Origin of the sequence: Streptomyces sp. NPDC093544 (assembly GCF_040683495.1) — a bacterium.
Classification (GTDB): Bacteria; Actinomycetota; Actinomycetes; order Streptomycetales; family Streptomycetaceae; genus Streptomyces.
Map to the genome: position 1 here is coordinate 103,060 of NZ_JBFBEA010000019.1, position 22,905 is coordinate 125,964.

Consider the following 22,905-nt stretch of genomic DNA (forward strand, 5'->3'; position numbering starts at 1 on the left):
CCGTGGAAAGGCCCGCGCCGTAGAGCCGTGAAAAGCCGGTGAAAGAGCCGTGGAAAAGCCCCTGAAAGAGCCGTAGAAAGGCCCGCAACGTGCCCGCGAAAGAGTACGGAATCTTCCTCCCCATCGGGAACGGCGGATGGATGCTGTCCACGACCGCACCGCATCCCGAGGCGACCTACGCCTTCAACAGGCGTGCCGCCCTGCACGCGGAGACCATCGGCCTCGACTTCATCATGTCGATGGCGAAGTGGCGCGGCTTCGGCGGCAGCACCGACCACTGGGGCCGCTCACTGGAGTCGATGACGATGATGTCGGCGCTCGCCGAGGCGACCAGCCGCGTCAAGATCTGGGCGACCCTGCACGCGAACATCCACAACCCCGCCCTCGCGGCGAAGATGTTCACCACCCTCCAGGACATCTCCGGCGGCCGCGCCGGCCTGAACATAGTCAACGGCTCCTACGCCGGGGAGTTCGAGCAATTCGGCGACTGGGACCCGGAGTTGACCCACGAGGACCGCTACCGGATGACGGAGCTGTGGACGGAGGCGGTGACCCGGCTGTGGACCGAGCACTCGGTCACCATGCGCACCCCGTACTTCGACCTCGTCGACTGTGAGTCCCGCCCGCATCCGGCCACCCGGCCGACCATCATCAGCGCGGGGCGGTCCGAGGACGCACGCCGCTTCCAGGCCAGATTCGCCGACGGCGCCTTCCTCGCCGCCGACAGCCTCGACGACATGCGGACGCTCTCGGCCGACGTGCACGCGCGGGCGAAGGCCAACGGGCGTGTTTGCAGGACGTATTCGATGCTCACCGTCGTGCAGGACGACACCGATGAACTGGCCGTCAAGAAGGTGAAGGAGTGGGGCGCGGGAGTCGACCGCGAGGCGCTCGCCCATATGCGGCACACCTGGGGCGTGCCCGAGGACCAGGCCCGTGCGTGGGCCGCCGGCGCCGACGGGGAGGCGGCCTTCCAGACCCCGTACGTCGCGGGTTCGGCCCGTACGGTCACCGAGCACATTGAGTACATCGTGCGGGAGGCCGACCTGGACGGACTCATGCTGATCTTCCCGGAGTACGACGAGGACATGCTGCTGTTCGGTGAGACCGTGCTGCCCGCGCTGCGCGCCCGCGACGAGGTGGCGGTCTGATGTCCGACCTGCGGGACAGACAACTCGCCCACCTCACCCGGCCCGAGAGCAGGCCCGCGCTCGTCGTGGTCGACGTGCAGCGGGACTTCGCCGATCCGGAGCGCCTGGCGGGATACGGCCTGACGGATGCCGCGCTGGCGACACTCGACAGGGTGGTCACCCGAATCGGCGACCTGGTCGACGCCGCGCGCGGTGCCGAAGTGCCCGTCATCTGGGTCGAGTTGGGCAGCGATCCGGCGCGGCCCTGGCGGTCGAGCAACTGGCTGCGCGGGGGCGACTACGACGCGCCCACCAGCCCGGACGAGCCGTGCCTCATCGGAACGCCCGGCGCCGAGTGGTACCAAATGCAGCCCGCGGAGGGCGAGTTGCGCGTGGTCAAACGCGGCTACAGCGGCTTCCTCGGCACCGATCTCGACGCGCGGCTGCGCGCGGCGGGCTGCGACTGGCTCACCGTCGTGGGCCTGACGAGCGAGTGCTGTGTGTACGCGACCGCGCAGGACGCCGCCCAACTGGACTGGCCCGTCGTCGTACCGCAGGACACGACGGCCGCCTACGACCACCACGTCAACGCCGCCGCCCTGTTCCAGCTGGGACTCAACGTGGCCCTGCTCAGCGAAGCCGACGAGGTAGTCGAGCTCTGGAAGAAGGCCGCACGGTGACCGGCATCCACATCGGCTACGACCTCTCCTTCACCCACACCGAGGGCGCTTGGGCACGCCAGGGCTCATGGGTCGGGCGGGACTTCCCGGACGTACGCATGTACATGGAACTGGCGCAGACCGCGGAACGGGCGGGCGTCGGCATGCTGTTCTTCGGCGACGGCAGCGGCGTACCCAGCACCTGGCGGGGGAGTATCGCGCCGGCCGTGGAGTGGGGCATCCAGTGGCCGCGCCACGACATGTCGCCGGTGATCGCGGCGATGTCCACGGTGACGGAGCGGATCGGCTTCGGACTGACGTACTCCTCGACGTTCATGCATCCCTTCTACGTCGCCCGGCTGCTGAACTCGCTCGACCATGTGACCGGCGGTCGTATCGCGTTCAACGTGGTCGCCTCGACGCGTGGCGCGGACGCGGCGAACTACGGGTTCGCCGAGCTGATGGACCACGATCTGCGCTACGAGCGGATGGAGGAGTTCATCGCGGTCTGCCGGGCGTTGTGGGACTCCGTGGCGCCGGACGCCATCGTCCGCGACCGGAGCACGGGCAGGTTCGCCGACCCGGCGAAGGTCCACCCCATCGATCACCGCGGGCGCTTCTTCACCGTCAAGGGCCCGCTCGCGTCCGTACCCGGGCCGCAGTACCACCCGCTCATCGTCCAGGCGGGCAACTCGGCCCGGGGCATCGCCGCTTCGGCCAAGTTCGCCGATCTCGTCTTCGGGTTCGGCGGCAACCTCGCCGGCCAGCAGCGCCACCGCAAGCTGCTCGACGAGGCACTCCTCGCCGAGGAGCGGGACCCGGCGCACGTGGGCATCCTCTGGGCGACCCAGGTGATCGTCGGCCGGACGAAGGCCGAGGCGCTGGCGCACCGCGACTCGGTGCTCGACTTCTGGAACGAGGAAACCGTCGCCACCTACCTTTCGCACAACGCCGGTTACGACCTCTCGACGCTTCCGGAATCCTTCCGGCTGGCCGAGCTGCACGACGAGATCGCGGCGGCCAACGCGAGTCCCGCGGGGCTCGTCGGATCACTCATCGCGGAGTTCGGCGAGGAACACACCATGAGCCGCGGGGAGTTCTTCGCGCACGGCCGCAGGAGGGCGACGGGCCTGGACCACAGCATCGTCGGCGACCCCGGCAGCGTCGCCGACGCGCTGGAGGAGAACTTCGCCGAGACCGGATCACGCGGCGGCTTCATGTTCTCCAGCCCGCTGGCGATGCCCTCCGGCTTCGCCGGGATCAGCGAACTGCTGCTGCCCGAACTGCGTCGCCGCGGTGCGCTCGCGCCGACGTACTCCGGTGCCACCACACTGCGCGAGAACCTGGCGGTGTGAGATGACCGGAGCCGCCGAGCGACGCGAGTGGCTCGCTCTCGGCAGCCTGTGCGCGGGGTTCTTCATGCTGCTCCTCGACAGCACCGTCACCTCGGTCGCGCTGCCCGCGCTGATCACCGGGCTGCACACCAGCGAGACCCTCGCGATCTGGGTCAACAGCAGCTACCTCATCGCCTACGCCGTGCCCCTGATCATCGCGGGACGGCTGGGTGACCGCTACGGCCATCGGCGCGTCCACCTGCTCGGACTCGGAGTCTTCACGCTCGGGTCGCTGCTGTGCGCGCTGGCCCCCACCGTCGAGGCGCTCATCGGATGGCGGGTGGCCCAGGGCATCGGTGCCGCGCTGATGACACCGCAGTGCCTCACCATCATCAAGGCGCTGTTCCAGCCGCCGCGGCTCGCCGTCGCGCTCGGCACCTGGGGCGCGGTCGGCGGAGCCGCGGTGGCCGTCGGGCCACTGCTCGGCGGCCTGCTCGTCGCCGTCGGCGGTTGGCCCGCGGTTTTCTGGGTCAACGTCCCGGTCGGCGTCGCCGCGATGTTCGCCGTGTCCGCGTTCGTGCCGGCCCTTCCCCGGCAAGAGGCCGGCATTGCGGTGTGGGCGATCTGCGCGAACGCGACCGGCGTCGGCGCACTCATACTCGGTATCCAGGGCACGGATGCCGCGAGCGCCAACGCGTTGGGCGTACCGCGCCCGCTGCTCGTCGTTGCCGGCGTGCTGATCGTCGCGGCCGTCGTCCGGCTGCAGCGTCGTGACGGACAGCGCGCGCTGGTACCGGTCGCGTTGCTGCACAGCCGCGGGTTCGTCACCGCGGCCTGGGGTGCCGCCGCCGCGGCCTTCTGCTCCGGCTCGGCCATGATCCCCCTGATGCTCTACCTCCAGCAGGAGCGCGGGCTCGCTCCGGGCGCGGCGGCACTCACCCTCGTACCGATGGGTGTGGTGTGCCTGCTCGGTGCGCCGGTCTCGGCCCGCCTCAACAACGGAATCGGGCTCCGTGCGGTCGCCGCCATCGGCTCTCTCGCGCTCGTCGTCTCCGTCGGAGCGTCGGCGGCGCTCGTCGCGACGGACGGGCCGGTCGCCGCGCTGACCGCCGTCTTCGGGCTGTACGGGGTGGCCAATTCGTTCGTCTGGTCACCGCTGTCGATCGCGGCGGTGACCGCGGTCCCTGCGGACGCTGTCGGTGCGGCGTCCGGAACCTTCAACGCCATGAAGCAACTCGGCGCCGTGCTCGGCAGCGCGGTCTGTGCCGTTCTGCTGGCCGGATTCGGCTACGCGGCCACCCTCGGCGGTCTCGCCGCGGTCGGGCTGGTCAGCGTTCTTGCGGCCGTGCTCCTCCGCGTCGACCAGCAAGGCGCCGGAACTCCCGCCGCGTCCAAGGCACTTACAGGAGTCGCACCATGAAGGCTGTCACCGTCGTCGACACCCACACCTGCCTGCTCAAGGTCCTCCTCGACCAGTTCCCCGCGCGGGGTCTCCACCAGCTCATACTCGGCACCGCGAAGACGAGGTCCGCACGATGACGGCAAGCGAAGGCTTCACCTCGGATCCCGGCGAGATGCAGAGGGCGTTCTCCGGGTTCCCGTCAGGGGTCGCGGCCCTCTCGGCGCGCGTCAACGGCGACCCGACCGTCATGATCGTTTCATCGTTCGCCGTCGGGGTCTCCCACAACCCGCCCATGGTCTCCTTCGCCGCACAGCACGGCTCGACGACCTGGCCGGCGCTGTCGCGCGCGGGGGTGATCGGGGTCTCCGTCCTGGGTGAGGGGCACTCCGACAAGGCCCGGCAGCTCGCGTCCCGGAGCAAGGAGGGCCGGTTCGTCGGGATAGGAACGCTGGAGGCGGCGTCCGGCGCGATCTTCCTCGAGGGCGCGCCGGTCTGGCTGGAGTGCGCCGTCGAGCACAGCTACCCGGCCGGCGATCACGACATCATCGTGCTGCGCGTGCTCGCCATGATGGCCGACGACGATCGCAATCCGCTCGTCTGGCACCGTCAGACGCTCAAGATGCTGACCGGCTGAGGTGACGCCGGGGTGGCCACAATGGTCGGGGCCGGCCGCTCACTCGTTCGGGCCTGTCCTGCTGCGGGGGGAGGGCGCCTGGGCCGAGGCTGGGGAGGCCGACCGTCCGATGGCGGACAACCCGCGCGCTCGCCCGGGCAGCCTGCGGTCGTGGCCTGGAGGAGGTACGGGGTTCATGGCGAAGGCATACCTGGTCGGAAGCGGTGTCGCGGCCCTCTCGGCGGCGGCGTTCCTGATCCGTGAAGGCGGGTTCGCGGGGTCGGACATCGTGCTGCTCGAGGAGCAGGACCGCAAGGGCGGCAGCCTGGACGCGGCCGGTTCGCCCGAGAGCGGCTACACGATGCGCGGCGGCCGGATGTTCGAGATCCACTTCGACTGCACATATGACCTGCTGGGCTCGATCCCGTCCTTGGACGACCCGTCCAAGTCGGTGACCGAGGACACCTTCGCCTTCCACGAGGACTTCGCCTGGGACGACCACGCCCGGCTGGTGGACGCGGCGGGCAAGGTGGTCGACACGCACTCGATGGGCTTCTCCGAGCGCGACCGGCTGGAGCTGGTGAAGTGCGTGAGCACCCCGGAGCGACTGCTGGACGGCAAACGCATCACCGACTGCTTCAGCGAGGGCTTCTTCCGTACGAACTTCTGGTGGATGTGGTGCACCACGTTCGCCTTCGAGCCGTGGCACAGTGCGATCGAGTTCCGCCGCTACCTCAACCGTTTCGTGCACCTCTTCAAGACCTTCGACTCCATGTCGGGGATCTACCGGACCCGCTTCAACCAGTACGACTCCATCGTGCGACCGCTGCTGAAGTGGCTGACCGATCAGGGTGTGACCGTCCAACTGGGCACCAGGGTCACCGACTTGCGCCTCGCCGAGGGCGACGCGCTCACCGTCGAAGCGCTCACCTGGACGCGGGAGGGTCGCAGCGAGGAGACGGTGCTCGGCCCCGGTGACCTGGTACTGGTCACCAACGGCTCGATGACGGCCGACTCCACGCTCGGCACCACCGACACCGCGCCCGTGCTGGACACCTCGGGCGCCGCGGGCTCCTGGCGGCTGTGGGAGACGCTCGCGGCGAAGCGACCGGGCGCTCTGGGCGACCCGTCGGTCTTCAACTCCTCCATCGCCGAATCCACTTGGGCGTCCTTCACGGTGACGACGAAGGATCCGACCTTTTTCGAGCTGATGGAGAAGTTCAGCGGCAGCGAGGCCGGCAAGGGCGGCCTGATCACCTTCAAGGACTCCAACTGGCTGCTGACCATCGTCCTCAACCATCAGCCGCACTTCCGCGAGCAGCCGGAGGACACCTTCGTCTGGTGGGGCTACGGGCTCTTCCCGGACAAGGAAGGGGACTTCGTCCGCAAGCCGATGCGCCAGTGCACCGGCCGGGAGATCCTCGACGAGGTGCTGCACCACCTGCGCTTCGAGGAAAGCCCCCAGATCCTCGACCGGTCGATCGTGATCCCGGCCCTGATGCCGTACATCACCAGCCAGTTCCTGGTCCGCAGCGCCGGAGACCGGCCGCAGGTCGTCCCCGAGGGCTCCACCAACCTCGCCTTCATCGGCCAGTACGCCGAGGTCCCCGACGACGTCGTCTTCACCGTCGAGTACTCCGTACGCACCGCCTGGAGCGCCGTGTCTCAGCTCCTCGGCCTGGACCGGCAGCCGCCGCCCGTGTACAAGGGCGGCCACGATCCGAAGGTGCTCGTCGAGGCCCTGCAGACGATGCACCGCCGCTGACCGACCTGCTGCCGACAAGTTCCCCCGTCGACGCGTAACGTGTGGCGGCATGAAGATCCTCATCAGCGCCGACATGGAAGGCGCCACCGGGGTGACCTGGCCAGCCGACGTGCTGCCCGGGACGCCGCAGTGGGAGCGCTGCCGTTCGATGTTCACCTCGGACGTGAACGCGGCCGTGCTCGGCTTCTTCGACGGCGGCGCCGACGAGGTACTGATCAACGAGGCCCACTGGACCATGCGCAATCTGCTGCTTGAGCAGCTGGACGAGCGGGCGGAGATGCTCACCGGGCGGCACAAGTCGCTGTCCATGGTGGAGGGCGTGCAGCACGGTGACGTGGACGGGATCGCCTTCGTCGGCTATCACGCGGGCGCCGGCATGGAGGGCGTCCTCGCGCACACCTACCTGGCGAACTCCATCACCGGGGTGTGGGTGAACGACGTACGGGCCAGCGAGGGGCTGCTCAACTCCCATGTGGTCGCCGAGTACGGGGTGCCCGTCGTGCTCGTCACCGGGGACGACCTGGCCTGCGAGGACGCGCTCGGTTACGCGCCCGAGGCGCTGAAGGTCGCCGTCAAGGACCATGTGTCGCGGTACGCGGCGGTGTGCCGTACGCCGTCCAGGACCGCCGCCGACATCCGCGCGGCGGCGAAGGAGGCGGCGTCCCTGGCGGTCCGTCAGGAACCGCTGGCGGGCGGCCCGTTCACCGTTGCGCTGGAGTTCGACGCCGAGCATCTGTCGATGGCGGCGACCGTGGTGCCGGGTGTCGAGCGTGTCGGGGAGCGGAAGGTGGCGTACACCAGCCACACCATGTACGAGGGAATTCGCACGTTCAAGGCGGTCACGACGATCGTGTCGGCCGCGGTGGAGGAGCAGTATGGCTGACGGGCAGGCGCTGGACGAGGTCGTACGGTTCACCTCCGACCTCATCCGTATCGACACCACCAACCGGGGCGGCGGCGACTGCCAGGAGCGCCCGGCCGCCGAGTACGCCGCCGCGCTACTGGCCGAGGCGGGCCTGGAGCCCACGCTCCTTGAGCGCACCAAGGGACGTACGAACGTCGTCGCCCGCCTCGAAGGCACCGACCCCTCGGCCGACGCGCTGCTCGTGCACGGTCACCTGGACGTCGTGCCCGCGCAGGCCGAGGACTGGAGCGTGCACCCGTTCTCTGGGGAGGTCCGCGACGGGGTCGTCTGGGGACGCGGCGCGGTCGACATGAAGAACATGGACGCGATGATCCTCGCGGTCGTACGGGACTGGGCGCGGACCGGCGTACGGCCCCGGCGCGACCTCGTGATCGCGTTCACCGCCGACGAGGAGGCGAGTGCCGAGGACGGCTCGGGCTTTCTCGCCGACCAGCACCCGGGCCTCTTCGAGGGGTGCACCGAAGGCGTCAGCGAGTCCGGGGCGTTCACCTTCCACGACGGAAGCGGGCGCGAGCTCTACCCGATCGCGGCGGGTGAGCGCGGCACCGGCTGGCTCAAGCTGACCGCGCGCGGCCGGGCGGGACACGGCTCCAAGGTGAACCGGAACAACGCGGTGACGCGCCTGGCGGAGGCGGTCGCGCGGATCGGGGCGCACGAGTGGCCGCTGCTGCTCACTCCGACCGTGCGCGCGGCTCTCACCGAGATGGCCGCCGTGTACGGCATCGAGGCCGACCTTGAGGATGTCGACGGGCTCCTGGCCAAGCTGGGCCCCGCCGCCACGCTCGTCGAGTCGACCGTGCGCAACAGCGCCAACCCGACGATGCTGAGCGCCGGTTACAAGATCAACGTGATTCCGGGGGAAGCCGTCGCGTACGTCGACGGCAGATATCTGTACGGCCACGAGGACGAGTTCCGCACGACCCTCGACCGGCTCACCGGACCGGACGTGGAGTGGGAGTTCCAGCATCGAGAGGTGGCGCTCCAGGCGCCGCTGGAGTCGTCGACGTACGCGAAGATGCGTGCCGCCGTCGAGGAGTTCGCCCCCGAGGGGCAAGTCGTGCCGTACTGCATGTCCGGTGGCACCGACGCCAAGCAGTTCTCGCGCCTCGGCATCACCGGATACGGATTCACGCCGCTGAAGCTCCCGGAGGGGTTCGACTACCAGGCACTCTTCCACGGCGTCGACGAGCGCGTTCCCGTCGAGGCGCTCCACTTCGGCGTCCACGTCCTCGACCGCTTTCTGCGCACGGCCTAGAACACAGGGATGTGGGGATAGTGGGGGACATGGTGCAGACCCTGGCGTACGGATCGTGGCCCTCGCCCATCGACGCGGCGCTCGCCGCCGCGCACGACGGACACCCCGAGTCGGTCGGCTTCGTCGGCGACGAGACGTGGTGGACCGAACCCCGGCCCACCGAGGGCGGGCGGCGCACGCTCGTGCGGCGGAAGGCCGACGGCACGGAGGAGTCGGTGCTGCCAGCCCCGTGGAACGTGCGCAGCCGCGTCATCGAGTACGGCGGGCAGGCGTGGGCAGGGGAGACGCGCCCCCAAGGACCGTTGGTGGTGTTCGTCAACTTCGCCGACCAGCGGCTGTACCGGTACGAAGTCGGCGGTGAACCAAGCCCGTTGACTCCCGTCTCGCAGGTCGGCGGCGGACTGCGCTGGGTGGACCCGCAGTTGCGTGTCGAGCGGGATGAAGTGTGGTGCGTACTGGAGGAGTTCACCGGGGAGGGGCCGACCGATCTGCGACGAGTCGTCGTCGCGGTGCCGCTGGACGGTTCGGCGGCGCAGGACCGGGGCGCCGTACGCGAACTCACCGACGGGCGCCACCGGTTCGTCACTGGGCCCCGGCTCTCGCCCGACGGCGGGCGCGCGGCCTACCTCGCCTGGGACCATCCGCGGATGCCCTGGGACGGGACGGAACTGATCGTCGCCGAGGTGGCCGACGACGGGACGCTCCGGGAGGCCCGCACGGTCGCCGGCGGGCCCGACGAGTCGATCGCCCAGGCCGACTGGGCCTTCGACGGCTCCCTGCTGTACGCCGGTGACCGCACCGGCTGGTGGAATCTGTACCGGGACGGTGTGCCCGTCTGCCCCCGCGAGGAGGAGTTCGGCGGGCCGCTGTGGAAGATCGGCCAACGCTGGTTCGCACCGCTGGAGGACGGGCTGATCGCCGTCGTCCATGGCCGGGGTGCCACTGCGCTCGGGATCCTGGACCCGGAGACCGGCGAGGTCGTCGACGCGGCGGGCCCCTGGACCGAGTTCGCCCCGACGCTCGCCGCGCACGGCAGCCGCGTCCTGGGCATCGGGGCCAGCCCCCGCAGCGCGTACGAGGTCGTCGAACTGGACGCCCGCACCGGGCGTGCCCGGGTGACCGGCGCCGCGCACGTCGACCCGGTGGATCCCGCGTACTACCCGGAACCCCGGATCCGCACCTTCACCGGCCCCGCCGGACGCGAGATCCACGCGCACATCTACCCACCGCACCACCCCGGCCATGCCGCACCCGACGACGAACTGCCGCCGTACGTCGTCCACGCGCACGGCGGTCCCACCAGCCGGGCCCCTCTCGTGCTCGACCTGGAGATCGCCTACTTCACCTCACGCGGGATCGGCGTCGCCGAGGTCAACTACGGCGGATCGACCGGGCACGGACGGGAGTACCGCAACCGGCTGCGCGAACAGTGGGGCGTCGTCGACGTCGAGGACTGCGCGGCCGTCGCGCTCGCCCTCGCGGACGAGGGCACCGCCGACCGACGGCGGCTCGCCATTCGCGGGGGCAGCGCGGGCGGCTGGACGAGCGCCGCGTCCCTGACGAGCACCGACGTGTACGCCTGCGGCACCATCCTCTACCCGATCCTCGACCTCGCCGAATGGGGCTCGGGGGAGACCCACGACTTCGAGTCGCAGTACCTGGAGACCCTGATCGGGCCGCTCGCCGAGGTGCCCGCACGATACGCAGAGCGGTCGCCCGCCGAGCATGCCGACCAGGTCGGCGTGCCCTTCCTGCTGCTCCAGGGCCTCGACGACGTCATCTGCCCGCCCGCGCAGTGCGAGCGGTTCCTCGCCCGGCTGGAGGCGGAGGGGCGTCGGATCCCGCATGCCTACATCGCCTTCGAAGGAGAGGGGCACGGCTTTCGGCGGGCCGAGACGATGGTGCGGGTCCTGGAGTCCGAACTCTCGCTGTACGCACAGGTCCTGGGATTGAATCCGCCCGGTATCCCGACATTGGAGCTCGCCAAGTGAAGCCGGTTGTCCCCACGACGGTCCGCCAAGTGAGGCCGGTTGTCCCCACCATGGTCCGCCAAGTGAGGCCGGCAGTCTCCACCATGGTCCGCTCAGTGAGGCTGGCTGTCCGCACCACGGAGTCCGCCCAGTGAAGCCCTTGACCCGCCCCGCGCGACTCGTCCCGGGCGACCGCGTCGCCGTCGTCGCGCCCAGTGGGCCCGTGGTCGAAGAGCGACTCCAGGCCGGGCTCGACATCCTGCGCGGCTGGGACCTCAACCCCGTCGTGGCACCCCATGTCCTCGACCGGCACCCGGACTTCCCCTACCTCGCGGGCATCGACGCCGACCGGGCCGCCGACTTCCAGGCCGCCTGGTGCGACCCGGACGTGGCCGCGGTGCTCTGCGCACGCGGTGGATACGGGACGCAGCGCATGGTCGACCTGCTCGACTGGGACGCGCTGCGGGCCGCGGGCCCCAAGGTGCTTCTCGGTTTCAGCGACATCACCGCCCTGCACGAGGCGTTCGCGAATCGTCTGGGGCTGGTCACGCTGCACGGGCCGATGGCGTCCGCCGTCGACTTCCTCAAGAACGCGCGGGCACAGGAGCATCTGCGGGCGACGCTGTTCGAACCGGAGTCCGTGCGGACCATCGCGTCCACCGGACGCGGTGTACTGGTGCCGGGCCGAGCCCGGGGAGTGACCCTCGGTGGCTGTGTGAGCCTGCTCGCCGCCGACCTGGGCACCCCGCATGCCCGCCCCGGCGCCCGGGGTGGACTGCTGATGATCGAGGACATCGGCGAGGAGGCGTACCGGCTGGACCGGATCCTCACCCAGCTCCTGCGGGCCGGATGGCTCGACTCGGTCGCCGGGATCGCGCTCGGCTCGTGGAAGGACTGTGGTCCGTACGAGGGTCTGCGCGCCGTCTTCGCCGACCGGCTGGGCGGGCTCGGCGTGCCCGTCGTCGAGGACTTCGGGTTCGGGCACTGTGCGGGAGCGCTCACGATTCCCTTCGGGGTCAGTGCCGAACTGGACGCGGACGCGGGGACGTTGACGTTGGATGAGGCCGCGCTTGCTTAGTGGCGAGGCTCGCCTTGTTCGGCGGCGGGCCCTGCCTTGCATAGCGCCGGGCTTTGCCTCGCTGGGCGGCGGATCTGGGTTCGCCTAGCGGCGGACCTTGCCTTGCTGGGCGGCGGACCTCGCCTCGCTCAGCCGCGGCCCTTGCTGAATATCCGTCAGGAAACACCCGGCACGGTGATTGACCCCGTCCAGCAGGCGTCCCAACATGATTACCGGTCGGTAAGTAATGGCTGTCGTAGTCGGGTTGTCCTCAGTGTGGAGGTCTTCGTGTCCCGTCGTTCTCGTGTGCCCAGGTCCCGTGCGTCGCTGGCTCTGGCTGTCGGCGCCGCGCTCACGGCCCCGCTCGTGTTCACCGCGCCCGTCGCCGCTGCCACCACTGGGCAGTACACCGTCACCGCGCTGAAGTTCACCGTCCAGGCCGGTGGCCGCACCTGCACGATCGACGCCGACCTGTACCGGCCCGCGGGCGTGGACCGCCGGCACACCGCTCCCGCGGTACTCGCCACGAACGGCTTCGGCGGGAGCAAGTCGGACGGCTCCACGGACGCCATCGGCAAGGCCTTCGCGGCTCGCGGATACGTCGGGCTCGTCTACTCGGGGCTCGGCTTCGGCGCGTCGGGCTGTCTGATCGCCCTCGACGACCCGCGCGTCGACGGGGTGGCCGCGTCCCGCCTCGTCGACTTCCTGGCCGGCACCCGCGCCGCCGACGACGGAACGAAGGCCGACTACGTCACCCGCGACGGCCGGGGCGATCCCCGCGTCGGCATGATCGGCGGCTCGTACGGGGGTGCCATCCAGCTGGCCACGGCCGCCGTGGACCACCGCGTCGACGCACTCGTCCCGATGATCACCTGGAACGACCTGGGGTACTCGCTGGGCCCCAACAACGCCATCGGCGCCCGTGCCGTGCCCGGCTCCTTCAAGTGGCAGTGGACCAACGGCTTCTACCTGATCGGCGAACACCAGCCGCTGACCGCCGCGAACCTGGACCCCTCCCGGATCAACTCCCTCGCCTGCGTCCACTTCGTGAGCGACGCCTGCAACACCATGCGGACACTGAACACAGGGAGCTACCCGGCCGACAAGACCGGACCCATGCTCAGCTACTCACGCAGCGTGTCGCCCGTCTCCTACCTCAACAAGGTGAAGGCACCGACCCTCCTGGTCCAGGGACAGGCCGACAGCCTCTTCAACCTCAACGAGGCGACAGCGACGTACAAGACCCTCAAGGCGCAGGGCACCCCGACGAAGATGATCTGGCAGTCGTGGGGGCACAGCGGTGGCCGCACCGACCCGGCGAGCGGCGAACTCAACCTGAGCCAGGGCAACTTGGAGACGAGTTACGTCGGCAAGCGGATCCTCGCCTGGTTCGACCGCTACCTCCAGCACCGCAAGGGCGTCGACACGGGACCCTCCTTCGCGTACTACCGCGACTGGATCGCCGACCCGAACAACACCTACGCCACCGCCTCGCGAGTGCCCGCGCTCAGCCGCAAGCTCTACCTCTCCGGGGACGGCAAGCTTGTCGACAACCGCAGGAAGGTCGCGTCCGGCAGCCGCGAGTACCGCAACGCGCTGGTGCCCACCAGCCACTCCGAGAGCTCCCTCGGCGGGCTGGTCGGGCTGCCTGATCCGGCGCCGTACGACACCGAGGGGACCTACCTCGGCTGGACGAGCGCGCCGCTGGCCCGCTCGGTCGATGTCGTCGGTGCGCCCAAGGCCACGCTGAAGGTGGCCTCGCCGGCGACCGAGCTGGTGCAGAACTCCGGCGACGCCGCCGACAAGCTGGTCCTCTTCGCCAAGCTGTACGACGTGGCACCCGACGGCACGAAGACGCTGGTGCACCGGTTGGTGGCGCCGGTGCGGGTGCCGGATGTGACCAAGAGCTTCACCGTCTCGCTGCCGGGGATCGTGCACCGGTACGAGGCCGGGCACCGGCTTCAGTTCGTCGTCGCGGCCAGCGATGACGCGTACTTCGGGAACAAGGGGGTGAAGCCGGTGACGATCACGAGCGCGCCCGGGCACACCGGGGTGCTGGAGCTGCCGGTGGTCGGGGACTGAGCCACCGGCGGCGAACGCAGTCACCCGGACTCACCCGGAGGAACCTTCCGCCGCGCGTGCCGCCGCCTCGCCGCCCATGCTGAGCGCATGAGCCCGAAGACCTCCGAAAGCGCCGGTGCGGGTGGCGGGAAGAGCCGTAGCGGGCTGGTGACGCCCACCAGGGTCAGCGTGGTCGCGCTGGCCCTGCTCGCTCTGATCTTCATCTTCGAGAACACCCGGAGCACGAGGATCAGGCTGCTGATCCCGGAAGTGACCATGCCCCTGTGGATGGCGCTGCTGGGCACCGCGGTGATCGGCGCGCTGTGCGGGGCGTACTTCATGAGGCGGAGACGATGAGGAGCGGACAGGCGTTCGCGTAGGCTGACCGGATGCCTGAGAACGCCCCCGACTATCTCGCCATCGGTCCTCGCGTGGGCATACGGCCCTTCACTTACGAGGACGGCGCGGAGTTCACCGCCCGGGCACGGGAGAGCAAGGATCTGCACCAGCCGTGGCTGTTTCCGCCCGTCGGTGCCGATGCCTACGCCGCGTACGCGGGGCGGTTGATCGAGGATCCGACGAAGGCCGGGTTCCTGGTGTGCGAACTCGCCCACAGTCCGGAGAACGTGGGAGATGCGCCCGTGGGCGGGTCGATCGCGGGGTTCATCAACATCAACAACATCGTCGAGGGTGGCTTCCTGTGTGGGGCGCTGGGGTACGGCGCCTTCGCACACGCGGCCGGGCGGGGGCTGATGAGCGAGGGGCTCGGGTTGGTGGTCCGGCACGCCTTCGGGAAGATGAGGCTGCACCGGCTCGAAATCAATGTGCAGCCCGGTAACGCCGCCTCGATCGCGCTCGCCCGGCACTGCGGGTTCCGGCTGGAGGGGTTCTCGCCGGACTTCATCTACATGGACGGGGCCTGGCGGGATCACGAGCGGTGGGCGATCACCGCGGAGATGACCCGGTCCCGCTGACGTCACCGCACTCCGTCGACGAGGAGTGCGCCACGGCGGCTCGGGGCGGCAGGCGGTGAGGAACTCGCCCTCGCGGCCGGTTGCGGGCAGGACTCCCTCACGATCTCGAAGGCCTGAAGCGCTGAAGAGCTTTTTTCGCCCCCTCCGCGCCTACCCGTCCCGTACCTGGGGGCTGCCGCCCCCAGACCCCCGCTTTCGGCCTGGACGGCCTCGTCCTCAAACGCCGGACGGGCTGAACCCGCGTAGCGGGGTCTGGGGCGGAGCCCCAGGAACAAGGGACGGGTAGGGGCGGCGGGGGCGAGAAAACTCCCCGGCTACCCCCCGGCCCGCCGGTCCACGTACTCGTACACCGCCCCGTCGGGATGCATCGCGATCAGGTTGCGGCCCACCGGGGTCGCCACCGGCCCCGCCAGGATGTGGGCGCCCGAGTCGCTGAGGACGCGGTGGGCTTCTTCGACGTCCTTGACGGCGATGGTGGCGGCGACTTTGCGAAGGACGTCCAGTTCGGCCGGCGGTCCGCTCATGAGCAGGAAGCAGCCGACCGCGGCGACCGAAACACCGCCACGCTCGAAACGCAGGGCCCGCCCGCCCGCGAGTCTCTCGTAGAACGGGACCGAAGCCTCCAGGTCGTCGACGCAGATACGCAGCGTGGCTCCCAGAATCTCCATGCCCAGAAGCCTAGTTGGGACCGGCCGGAAACGAGATCGCTTCGGAGGGATCGGGCGGGGACGAAACGCCCGGCGCGCGCGTGTTTGGGTGCCCTGACCAGGGGGACGCGGAAAGTCCCGTACCAGCGACACCCCAAGGCGCCCGAGAGCCGGCGTCCGGAAGGAAAGTCATGGACACCCGTCAGCTCATCGACCTCGCGCAGCAGCTGCGCGTCGACAGCATCCGCGCTTCCGACGCCGCGGGCTCGGGGCACCCCACGTCCTCGATGTCCGCCGCGGACCTGATGGCGGTCCTGCTGGCCAACCATCTGCGCTACGACTTCGAACGCCCCCAGCATCCCGGCAACGACCGCTTCATCCTCTCCAAGGGGCACGCCTCACCCCTGCTGTACGCCGCGTACAAGGCGGCCGGGGCCGTCGGCGACGTCGAGCTGCTCACCTTCCGAAAGCTGGGCAGCCGGCTCGAAGGACACCCGACGCCCCAGCGGCTGCCGTGGGTCGAGACCGCCACCGGCTCGCTCGGGCAGGGCCTGCCCGTCGGGGTCGGCATCGCGCTCGCCGGGAAGCGGCTGGACCGTACGGGATACCGCGTATGGGTCCTGTGCGGGGACAGCGAAATGGCCGAGGGATCGGTGTGGGAGGCCGCCGAGCACGCCGGATACGAGCACCTCGACAACCTCACCGTGATCGTCGACGTGAACCGCCTGGGCCAGCGTGGACCCACCCGGCACGGGCACGACCTGGACGCCTACGCGCGCCGGTTCCGGGCCTTCGGCTGGCACACCGTGGAGATCGACGGGCACGACGTCGACGCCGTCGACCGCGCGTACGCCGAGGCCGGGTCCACCGGGGGCCAGCCGACCGCGATCCTCGCCCGCACCCTCAAGGGCAAGGGCGTCGCGTCCGTCGAGGACCGCGAGGGCCTGCACGGCAAACCGTTGCCGGACGCCGACGAGGCGATCGCCGAACTCGGCGGAGTCCGCGACCTGCGCGTCCAGGTCCAACAGCCGCCCCCTGTAAGGATGTTGCATGCCGTACGGGCGGGCCATCTCGACCTCCCCCGCTACGAGACCGGCGACAAGGTCGCCACCCGCGACGCCTACGGGCAGGCGCTCGCCGCACTCGGCACCTCCCGGGGCGACATCGTCGCGCTGGACGGCGAGGTGAGCGACTCCACGCGCGCCGAGTACTTCGCCAAGGGACACCCCGACCGGTTCTTCGAGTGCTACATCGCCGAGCAGCAGCTGGTCGCGACGGCGGTCGGGATGGCGGCGCGCGGCTGGGTACCGTACGCGTCCACGTTCGCCGCGTTCCTCACCCGGGCGTACGACTTCGTGCGGATGGCCGCGGTCAGCGGGGCCGGCATCAATCTCGTCGGCTCGCACGCGGGTGTCTCCATCGGCCAGGACGGGCCCTCCCAGATGGGCCTGGAGGACCTGGCGATGTTCCGGGCGGTGCACGGCTCGACCGTGCTGTACCCGTGCGACGCCAACCAGACGGCGAAACTCATCGCGGCCATGGCCGACCTGGACGGCATCCGCTATCTGCGCACCTCGCGCGGGGAGGCGCCCGTCATCTACGGCCCGACGGAGGAGTTCCCGGTCGGCGGAAGCAAGATCCTGCGCGAATCCGACGAGGACCGGCTGACCCTCGTCGCGGCGGGCGTCACCGTCCACGAGTCGCTGGCCGCCGCCGAGTCGCTCGAACGTGAGGGCATCCGGGTGCGGGTGATCGACCTCTACTCGGTCAAGCCCGTCGACTGCCGCACCCTGCGCGAGGCCGCCGAGCAGACCGGCTGTCTCGTCACCGTCGAGGACCACCGCGAGGAGGGCGGCCTCGGCGACGCGGTCCTCGATGCCTTCGTCGACGGCCGTCCGGTGCCGCGTCTGGTGCGCCTCGCCGTCCGTACGATGCCGGGCTCGGCGACCCCCGCCGAGCAGCTGCACGCCGCGGGCATCGACGCCGAGTCGATCGCGGCGGCGGCCCGGCTGCTGGTAGAGACGGCTGTGGTGCGCTGAGCGCATTGCGCACAGGCTGCGGCCCGAGGTCCTGTATTGAGGACCTCGGGCCGTTGAACCGCATTTTCCGCTTCCGGATCTTCCGGATACTTCTGCTTCCGGATACTTCTCTGGATACTTCTACTTCCCCAGCGATTTCCCAGGGAATTGGCTTACGGGAATGGGGTCACCACCTGTACCAGCGACCCCGGGATCCGGTGGCGCCCGTGCCGCGTACCAGGAAGCCCAGTAGCCACACAGCGAGAACGATCAGAGCGATCCACCAGAGAATCTTCACCGCGAATCCGGCACCGAAGAGAATCAGGGCCAGGAGCAGTACCAGCAGGATGGGAACCATAGTTTTCAACCTCCTGCTTTCCCGGGTTTCCCGAAGCCGACGGATTAGACGTCCTTGCGGCAGAGAATTTCTCCGTGCAGTACGGAGAACCAGCCGTCCTCCCGCCGTGCCCACTCCCGCCAGGCGTCCGACACGGCCCGCAGCTGCTCCGGGGTCGCGTGACCGCCCTCCGTGGCGCGGTCCGCGTACGCGGAGGCCAGCGTGCGGTCCGCCCAGAGGCCTCCCCACCAGTCCCGCTCGTCCTCGGTGGCGAAGGTCCAGGTGCTCGACGTGGCCGTGATGTCCCGGATGCCGGCCGCCAGGGCCCAGGATTTGAGACGCCGTCCGGCGGCCGGTTCGCCCCCGTTGGCGCGGGCGACGCGCAGATACAGGTCCTGCCAGTCGGTCATGCCCGGCACCTCGGGGTACCAGGTCATCGCCTCGTAGTCCCCGTCGCGGACGGCGATGAACCCGCCCGGCCTGGTCACCCGGTGCATCTCGCGCAACGCCTGGACCGGATCACCCACGTGCTGGAGCACCTGGTGGGCGTGGACCACACAGAACGTGTCGTCCGGATACTCCAGCGCGTGCACGTCCGCGACCGCGAACTCGACGTTCTCCAGGCCGCGTTCGGCCGCCGTGGCGCGGGCCTGGTCCAGGATCCCCGGCGCGTGGTCGACGGCCGTGACCCGCCCGTCGGGGACCAGCTCCGCCAGGTCGGCGGTGATGGTCCCCGGGCCGCAGCCGATGTCCAGGATCTTCATGTGGGGCTTCAGTGAGTCGAGGAGGTACGCCGCCGAGTTGGCGGCGGTGCGCCAGACGTGCGAGCGCAGCACGGACTCGTGGTGGCCGTGCGTGTAGACGGCGGTCTCCTGCGACTTCGACATGACCGATCCCCTTCTCGTCTTCTCGGCGGGTACGGATCACGGTACGCGCGCATGTCGGATGATGAGACCTGCGTCTTGGGATATGGACAAGCTGAGTCAGGGGTGCGGCCGGTAGACGGTCAGAGCCTCGGGGATTTTCTGGAGGGTCACCTCGCCCGCCACCTCCGTGACCTCACCGTCGTACGCGAGGAGGGTGCCGGCCGCGACGCCGTCCACCCGCAGGCGGCGTACGCGTACGGCCGCGTGGGCGGGGGAGCGGGTCAGCGGTCCCGCGAGGGCGGCGGCCAGCAGGCGGACGGCGGGCCGGCGGCCGCCGTGCACGACCCGTACGTCCAGGCGTCCGTCCGTGAGGTCGAAGCGGCGGGCGGGGGCGAGACCCATCCGGTGATAGGTGCCGTTGCCGGCGAACAGCAGCCACAACGGGTGGCTACGGCCGCCCAGTTCGGCCCGCAGCGGATGACCGTCCGTGCGCAGGACGCGCAGGGCGCCGAGCACCCCGGCCGGCCATCCGCCGATCCGCCGGGACCAGCGCTCCCGCTCCCGCACCAGTTCGGGGTAGACGCCCAGGCTGCAGGTGTTGAGGAAGATGCCCTCCTTGCTGCCCGACGAGAACCGGCCCACGTCCACGCGTACCGCGTTGCCCTCCTGAAGGGCGCGGATCAGGTCGCGCGGGCCTTCGATGCCGAGGTCGTGGGCGAAGTGGTTCAGGGTGCCGCCCGGCAGGACCGCGAGAGGGAGGTCGTGGCGCAGGGCGATCCGGGCGGCCGTGTTCACCGTGCCGTCGCCACCGCACACGCCGAGCACCAGAGCGCGGGCCGCCGCCTTCTCCAACTCGTCCTCGACGTCGGCCGGTTCGCTCTCCACCATCTCCGCAAGCGGCAGGGCGTCATGCAAGGCGTGTATCCGGTCCGCAGTGCCCGAGCCCTTGTTGGCCACCATCACCAGACCCTCTCCGTCGGCCAGCGCGGGCGCGCCCGCGCTGGGCCGGTCGGGCCGGGGCACCTGGTCGCGGGTCGGAACCAGCGCCCGCACGGCATACGCGGCGCCCACACCCAGGGCCGCGCCCGCCAGGACGTCGCTCGGGAAGTGGACGCCCGTGTAGATGCGGGACACGACGACCGCGCTGGCGAGCGGCGCCACGGCCGCGCCCCAGCCGCGGGACTCCAGGGCCACGCCCGCCGCGAAAGCCGCGGCGGAGGCGGCGTGACCTGACGGGAACGACGTGGTGATCGGCTGCCGCTTGAGCTGCCTGATCCGCGGAACGGGGTCCAGGACAGGCCGGGGACGGCGCACCGAGCGCTTGCCGACGGTGTTGATCGTGGCCGAGGCGACGGCGAGCGAGGCGAGGCCCCGGGCGGCGGCGGCGCGGGACCTGGGGGTGCGGGCCGCCGCGATCGCCGTGGCCGTGGCGAACCACAGCAGGCCGTGGTTCGCGCTTCGGGTCAGCCTCGGCAGGACGTGGTCGGCGCCCGGCCAGTGGCGGGACGCGACCGCCTCGAACAGGCGGTAGTCGGCGTTGAGGAGCCGGTCCCGGAGGATGCGGGGGCCCGGGGGGCGAAGGGTGAGGTCCACGTCTGGGATCGGGGTCATGGGGGTGCGTGTACCCCCGGATGGGTTTTTCGCCCCCTCCGCCCCTGCCCGTCCCTTGGTCCTGGGGGCTGCCGACCCCAGACCCCCGCTGTCGGCCTGAACGGCCTCGTCCTCAAACGCCGGACAGGCTGAAAATCTCTGGCCTCGGCCGCGGCGAAGAAACGCGTTTGCCCAGCGCGGCCCACCCCCCGGAGAATGCACCCCCATGGGACACCTCGAAGCCGCACACCTTGAGTACTACCTTCCCGACGGGAGGGCGCTGCTCGGCGATGTGTCGTTTCGGGTGGGCGAAGGGGCCGTCGTCGCCCTGGTGGGGCCCAACGGCGCCGGGAAGACGACACTGCTGCGGCTCATCTCGGGGGAGCTGAAACCGCACGGCGGGACCGTCACCGTCGGGGGCGGCCTGGGGGTGATGCGCCAGTTCGTGGGATCCGTACGGGACGAGACGACCGTACGAGACCTGCTCGTGTCGGTGTCGCCGCCCCGGATCCAGCAGGCCGCGAAAGCCGTGGACGCGGCCGAGCACGCGATGATGACCGTCGACGACGAGGCCTCGCAGCTCGGGTACGCGCAGGCGCTGTCCGACTGGGCCGAGGTGCAGGGATACGAGTCGGAGACCCTCTGGGACATGTGCACGGTGGCCGCGCTCGGCATCCCGTACGAGAAGGCGCAGTGGCGGCAGGTGCGGACGCTCTCCGGCGGTGAGCAGAAGCGGCTCGTGCTCGAAGCCCTGCTGCGCGGCACCGACGAGGTGCTGCTCCTGGACGAGCCTGACAACTACCTCGACGTCCCCGGAAAGCGCTGGCTGGAGGAGCGGCTCAAGGAGACCCGCAAGACCGTCCTCTTCGTCTCGCACGACCGGGAGCTGCTGGCCCGCGCCGCCGAGAAGATCGTCAGCGTCGAGCCCAGCCCCGCCGGAGCGGATGCCTGGGTGCACGGCGGCGGTTTCGCGACGTATCACGAGGCGCGGCGGGAGCGGTTCGCCCGCTTCGAGGAGTTGCGCAGGCGCTGGGACGAGAAGCACGCCCAGTTGAAGAAGCTGGTGCTGAACCTGCGTCAGGCGGCGTCCATCAGCCATGAGTTGGCGTCCCGCTACCAGGCCGCGCAGACCAGGCTGCGGAAGTTCGAGGAGGTCGGGCCGCCTCCGGAGCCGCCGCGCGAGCAGGACATCAGGATGCGGCTGCACGGCGGCCGTACCGGCGTACGGGCCATCACCTGCAAGGGACTTGAGCTCACCGGCCTGATGAACCCCTTCGACCTGGAGGTCTTCTACGGCGAGCGGGTCGCCGTCCTCGGCTCCAACGGATCGGGCAAGTCACACTTCCTGCGGCTGCTCGCGGGCGACACCGTCGCGCACACGGGGGAGTGGAAGCTCGGGGCCCGTGTCGTGGCGGGGCACTTCGCGCAGACGCACGCCCACCCGGAACTGGAGGGCCGCACACTGCTCGACATCCTGTGGACCGAGCACGCCCAGGACCGCGGCGCGGCCATGTCCCGGCTGCGCCGCTACGAACTGACCGCGCAGGCCGAGCAGCGCTTCGAGAAGCTGTCCGGAGGCCAGCAGGCCCGTTTCCAGATCCTCCTGCTCGAACTGGCGGGTTCCACGGCGCTGCTCCTCGACGAGCCGACCGACAACCTCGACCTGGACTCCGCGGAGGCCCTCCAGGAAGGCCTGGAGGCGTACGAGGGGACGGTCCTCGCGGTCACCCACGACCGTTGGTTCGCCCGCTCCTTCGACCGCTACCTGGTCTTCGGCTCCGACGGCCGGGTACGGGAGACGCAGGAGCCGGTCTGGGACGAGCGGCGCGTGGAGCGGGCTCGGTAACGCCCGGAATCCGGGGCCCCGTCCCGGAGGACCGGCGCCCCGGATGTTCGTAGAGTGGAGGGAGACGGCGGGATCCACGGCTCCCTCCCGGAGGCCGCTCGGGGCAAGCTCGCCGGGCGGGTCTCCGGACCGCGCCGAAGGCCACGACGAGCGGGGTACCACGATGACCGGAGTCGACCCGGACCGGCTGGACGACCAGCAGCTGATGAAAGAGCTGGAGACGATCCACCGCACGCGCCACGACACGCTGCTGCACGGTTCGAACGACGCGCTGCGGACCCACAACGACCGCATGGCGCAACTGGAGGGCGAGTACCTGCGCCGCCACCCGCGCCGCCCGGTCGCCGCGGGGCGGACCCGTGAGGGAGCCCGGGAGCGCGGCCCTGCCGGGGAATGATCGGGGCCTGTGAGACCAACAGGTCGGTCTTGAGGGGGAGTCGGGGAGCCTGTGCGTAC

Annotated in this window: 21 protein-coding genes; 17 read left to right on the forward strand and 4 right to left on the reverse strand. The window is 70.4% G+C overall.

Going from position 1 to position 22,905, the window contains the following annotated elements; genetic code table 11:
• Nucleotides 1-89: 89 nt before the first annotated feature.
• The 14 genes from AB0N66_RS27835 to AB0N66_RS27900 all read left to right on the forward strand — a co-directional run bounded on the left by AB0N66_RS27835 (nt 90) and on the right by AB0N66_RS27900 (nt 15,145).
• Entirely contained in the window at nt 90-1,151 is a 1,062-nt protein-coding gene (locus tag AB0N66_RS27835; protein ID WP_365440020.1) for an LLM class flavin-dependent oxidoreductase, read from the forward strand.
• Nucleotides 1,151-1,810: an isochorismatase family cysteine hydrolase gene (locus AB0N66_RS27840; protein WP_365440022.1), complete on the forward strand. Its 660-nt coding sequence runs from the start codon at nt 1,151-1,153 to the stop codon at nt 1,808-1,810. Before AB0N66_RS27835 ends, AB0N66_RS27840 begins: the two co-directional genes overlap by 1 nt.
• Nucleotides 1,807-3,144, forward strand: coding sequence for an NtaA/DmoA family FMN-dependent monooxygenase (locus tag AB0N66_RS27845; RefSeq protein ID WP_365440024.1), 1,338 nt, complete (start codon nt 1,807-1,809; stop codon nt 3,142-3,144). Before AB0N66_RS27840 ends, AB0N66_RS27845 begins: the two co-directional genes overlap by 4 nt.
• Nucleotide 3,145: 1 nt before the next feature.
• On the forward strand, nt 3,146-4,543 hold the full coding sequence (locus AB0N66_RS27850; RefSeq protein WP_365440025.1) for an MFS transporter: 1,398 nt from the start codon (nt 3,146-3,148) through the stop codon (nt 4,541-4,543).
• The gene (locus AB0N66_RS27855) at nt 4,540-4,662 is read left to right on the forward strand and encodes a hypothetical protein (RefSeq protein ID WP_365440027.1); all 123 of its coding nucleotides are present in this window, start codon (nt 4,540-4,542) and stop codon (nt 4,660-4,662) included. Before AB0N66_RS27850 ends, AB0N66_RS27855 begins: the two co-directional genes overlap by 4 nt.
• A complete protein-coding gene (locus tag AB0N66_RS27860) occupies nt 4,659-5,159 on the forward strand; it encodes a flavin reductase family protein (protein ID WP_365440029.1) in 501 nt (166 codons plus the stop codon). The genes AB0N66_RS27855 and AB0N66_RS27860 overlap by 4 nt, the downstream gene beginning before the upstream one ends.
• A gap of 175 nt (nt 5,160-5,334) precedes the next feature.
• Nucleotides 5,335-6,903: an oleate hydratase gene (locus tag AB0N66_RS27865; RefSeq protein WP_365440031.1), complete on the forward strand. Its 1,569-nt coding sequence runs from the start codon at nt 5,335-5,337 to the stop codon at nt 6,901-6,903.
• 49 nt (nt 6,904-6,952) lie between these two features.
• Complete coding sequence (locus tag AB0N66_RS27870) at nt 6,953-7,786, forward strand: M55 family metallopeptidase (RefSeq protein ID WP_365440033.1); 834 nt, start codon at nt 6,953-6,955, stop codon at nt 7,784-7,786.
• Nucleotides 7,779-9,083, forward strand: coding sequence for a M20/M25/M40 family metallo-hydrolase (locus AB0N66_RS27875; RefSeq protein ID WP_365440035.1), 1,305 nt, complete (start codon nt 7,779-7,781; stop codon nt 9,081-9,083). The genes AB0N66_RS27870 and AB0N66_RS27875 overlap by 8 nt, the downstream gene beginning before the upstream one ends.
• A 29-nt stretch (nt 9,084-9,112) precedes the next feature.
• Complete coding sequence (locus AB0N66_RS27880) at nt 9,113-11,074, forward strand: prolyl oligopeptidase family serine peptidase (RefSeq protein WP_365440037.1); 1,962 nt, start codon at nt 9,113-9,115, stop codon at nt 11,072-11,074.
• Nucleotides 11,075-11,204: 130 nt separating this feature from the next.
• Nucleotides 11,205-12,131: an LD-carboxypeptidase gene (locus AB0N66_RS27885; protein ID WP_365440038.1), complete on the forward strand. Its 927-nt coding sequence runs from the start codon at nt 11,205-11,207 to the stop codon at nt 12,129-12,131.
• Between the two features lie 267 nt (nt 12,132-12,398).
• A complete protein-coding gene (locus AB0N66_RS27890; protein WP_365440039.1) occupies nt 12,399-14,192 on the forward strand; it encodes a CocE/NonD family hydrolase in 1,794 nt (597 codons plus the stop codon).
• An 87-nt stretch (nt 14,193-14,279) separates the two neighbouring features.
• Nucleotides 14,280-14,528 carry a LapA family protein gene (locus AB0N66_RS27895; protein ID WP_365440041.1) on the forward strand — a complete coding sequence of 83 codons (249 nt, stop codon included), beginning with the start codon at nt 14,280-14,282 and terminating at the stop codon, nt 14,526-14,528.
• Nucleotides 14,529-14,560: 32 nt separating this feature from the next.
• On the forward strand, nt 14,561-15,145 hold the full coding sequence (locus tag AB0N66_RS27900; protein ID WP_365440042.1) for a GNAT family protein: 585 nt from the start codon (nt 14,561-14,563) through the stop codon (nt 15,143-15,145).
• Between the two features lie 314 nt (nt 15,146-15,459).
• Here the strand turns inward: AB0N66_RS27900 and AB0N66_RS27905 are convergent, their stop codons facing one another.
• Nucleotides 15,460-15,813, reverse strand: coding sequence for a VOC family protein (locus AB0N66_RS27905; RefSeq protein WP_365440044.1), 354 nt, complete (start codon nt 15,811-15,813; stop codon nt 15,460-15,462).
• Between the two features lie 170 nt (nt 15,814-15,983).
• Here AB0N66_RS27905 and AB0N66_RS27910 point away from each other — a divergent pair, with 170 nt between their 5' ends.
• The gene (locus AB0N66_RS27910; protein WP_365440046.1) at nt 15,984-17,831 is read left to right on the forward strand and encodes a transketolase; all 1,848 of its coding nucleotides are present in this window, start codon (nt 15,984-15,986) and stop codon (nt 17,829-17,831) included.
• A gap of 166 nt (nt 17,832-17,997) precedes the next feature.
• On the opposite strand, the gene AB0N66_RS27915 is transcribed toward AB0N66_RS27910, so the two are convergent.
• The 3 genes from AB0N66_RS27915 to AB0N66_RS27925 all read right to left on the reverse strand — a co-directional run bounded on the left by AB0N66_RS27915 (nt 17,998) and on the right by AB0N66_RS27925 (nt 20,624).
• The gene (locus tag AB0N66_RS27915; protein ID WP_365440048.1) at nt 17,998-18,168 is read right to left on the reverse strand and encodes a hydrophobic protein; all 171 of its coding nucleotides are present in this window, start codon (nt 18,166-18,168) and stop codon (nt 17,998-18,000) included.
• 44 nt (nt 18,169-18,212) lie between these two features.
• Entirely contained in the window at nt 18,213-19,034 is an 822-nt protein-coding gene (locus AB0N66_RS27920; RefSeq protein WP_365440050.1) for a class I SAM-dependent methyltransferase, read from the reverse strand.
• A gap of 96 nt (nt 19,035-19,130) precedes the next feature.
• Nucleotides 19,131-20,624 carry a phosphatase PAP2 family protein gene (locus AB0N66_RS27925; protein ID WP_365440051.1) on the reverse strand — a complete coding sequence of 498 codons (1,494 nt, stop codon included), beginning with the start codon at nt 20,622-20,624 and terminating at the stop codon, nt 19,131-19,133.
• A 205-nt stretch (nt 20,625-20,829) separates the two neighbouring features.
• Here AB0N66_RS27925 and AB0N66_RS27930 point away from each other — a divergent pair, with 205 nt between their 5' ends.
• Together AB0N66_RS27930 and AB0N66_RS27935 are read left to right on the forward strand one after the other, a co-directional pair.
• Nucleotides 20,830-22,449, forward strand: coding sequence for an ATP-binding cassette domain-containing protein (locus AB0N66_RS27930; RefSeq protein WP_365440053.1), 1,620 nt, complete (start codon nt 20,830-20,832; stop codon nt 22,447-22,449).
• A 163-nt stretch (nt 22,450-22,612) separates the two neighbouring features.
• Nucleotides 22,613-22,846: a DUF6158 family protein gene (locus tag AB0N66_RS27935; protein ID WP_365440055.1), complete on the forward strand. Its 234-nt coding sequence runs from the start codon at nt 22,613-22,615 to the stop codon at nt 22,844-22,846.
• The last annotated feature ends 59 nt before the right edge of the window (nt 22,847-22,905 follow it).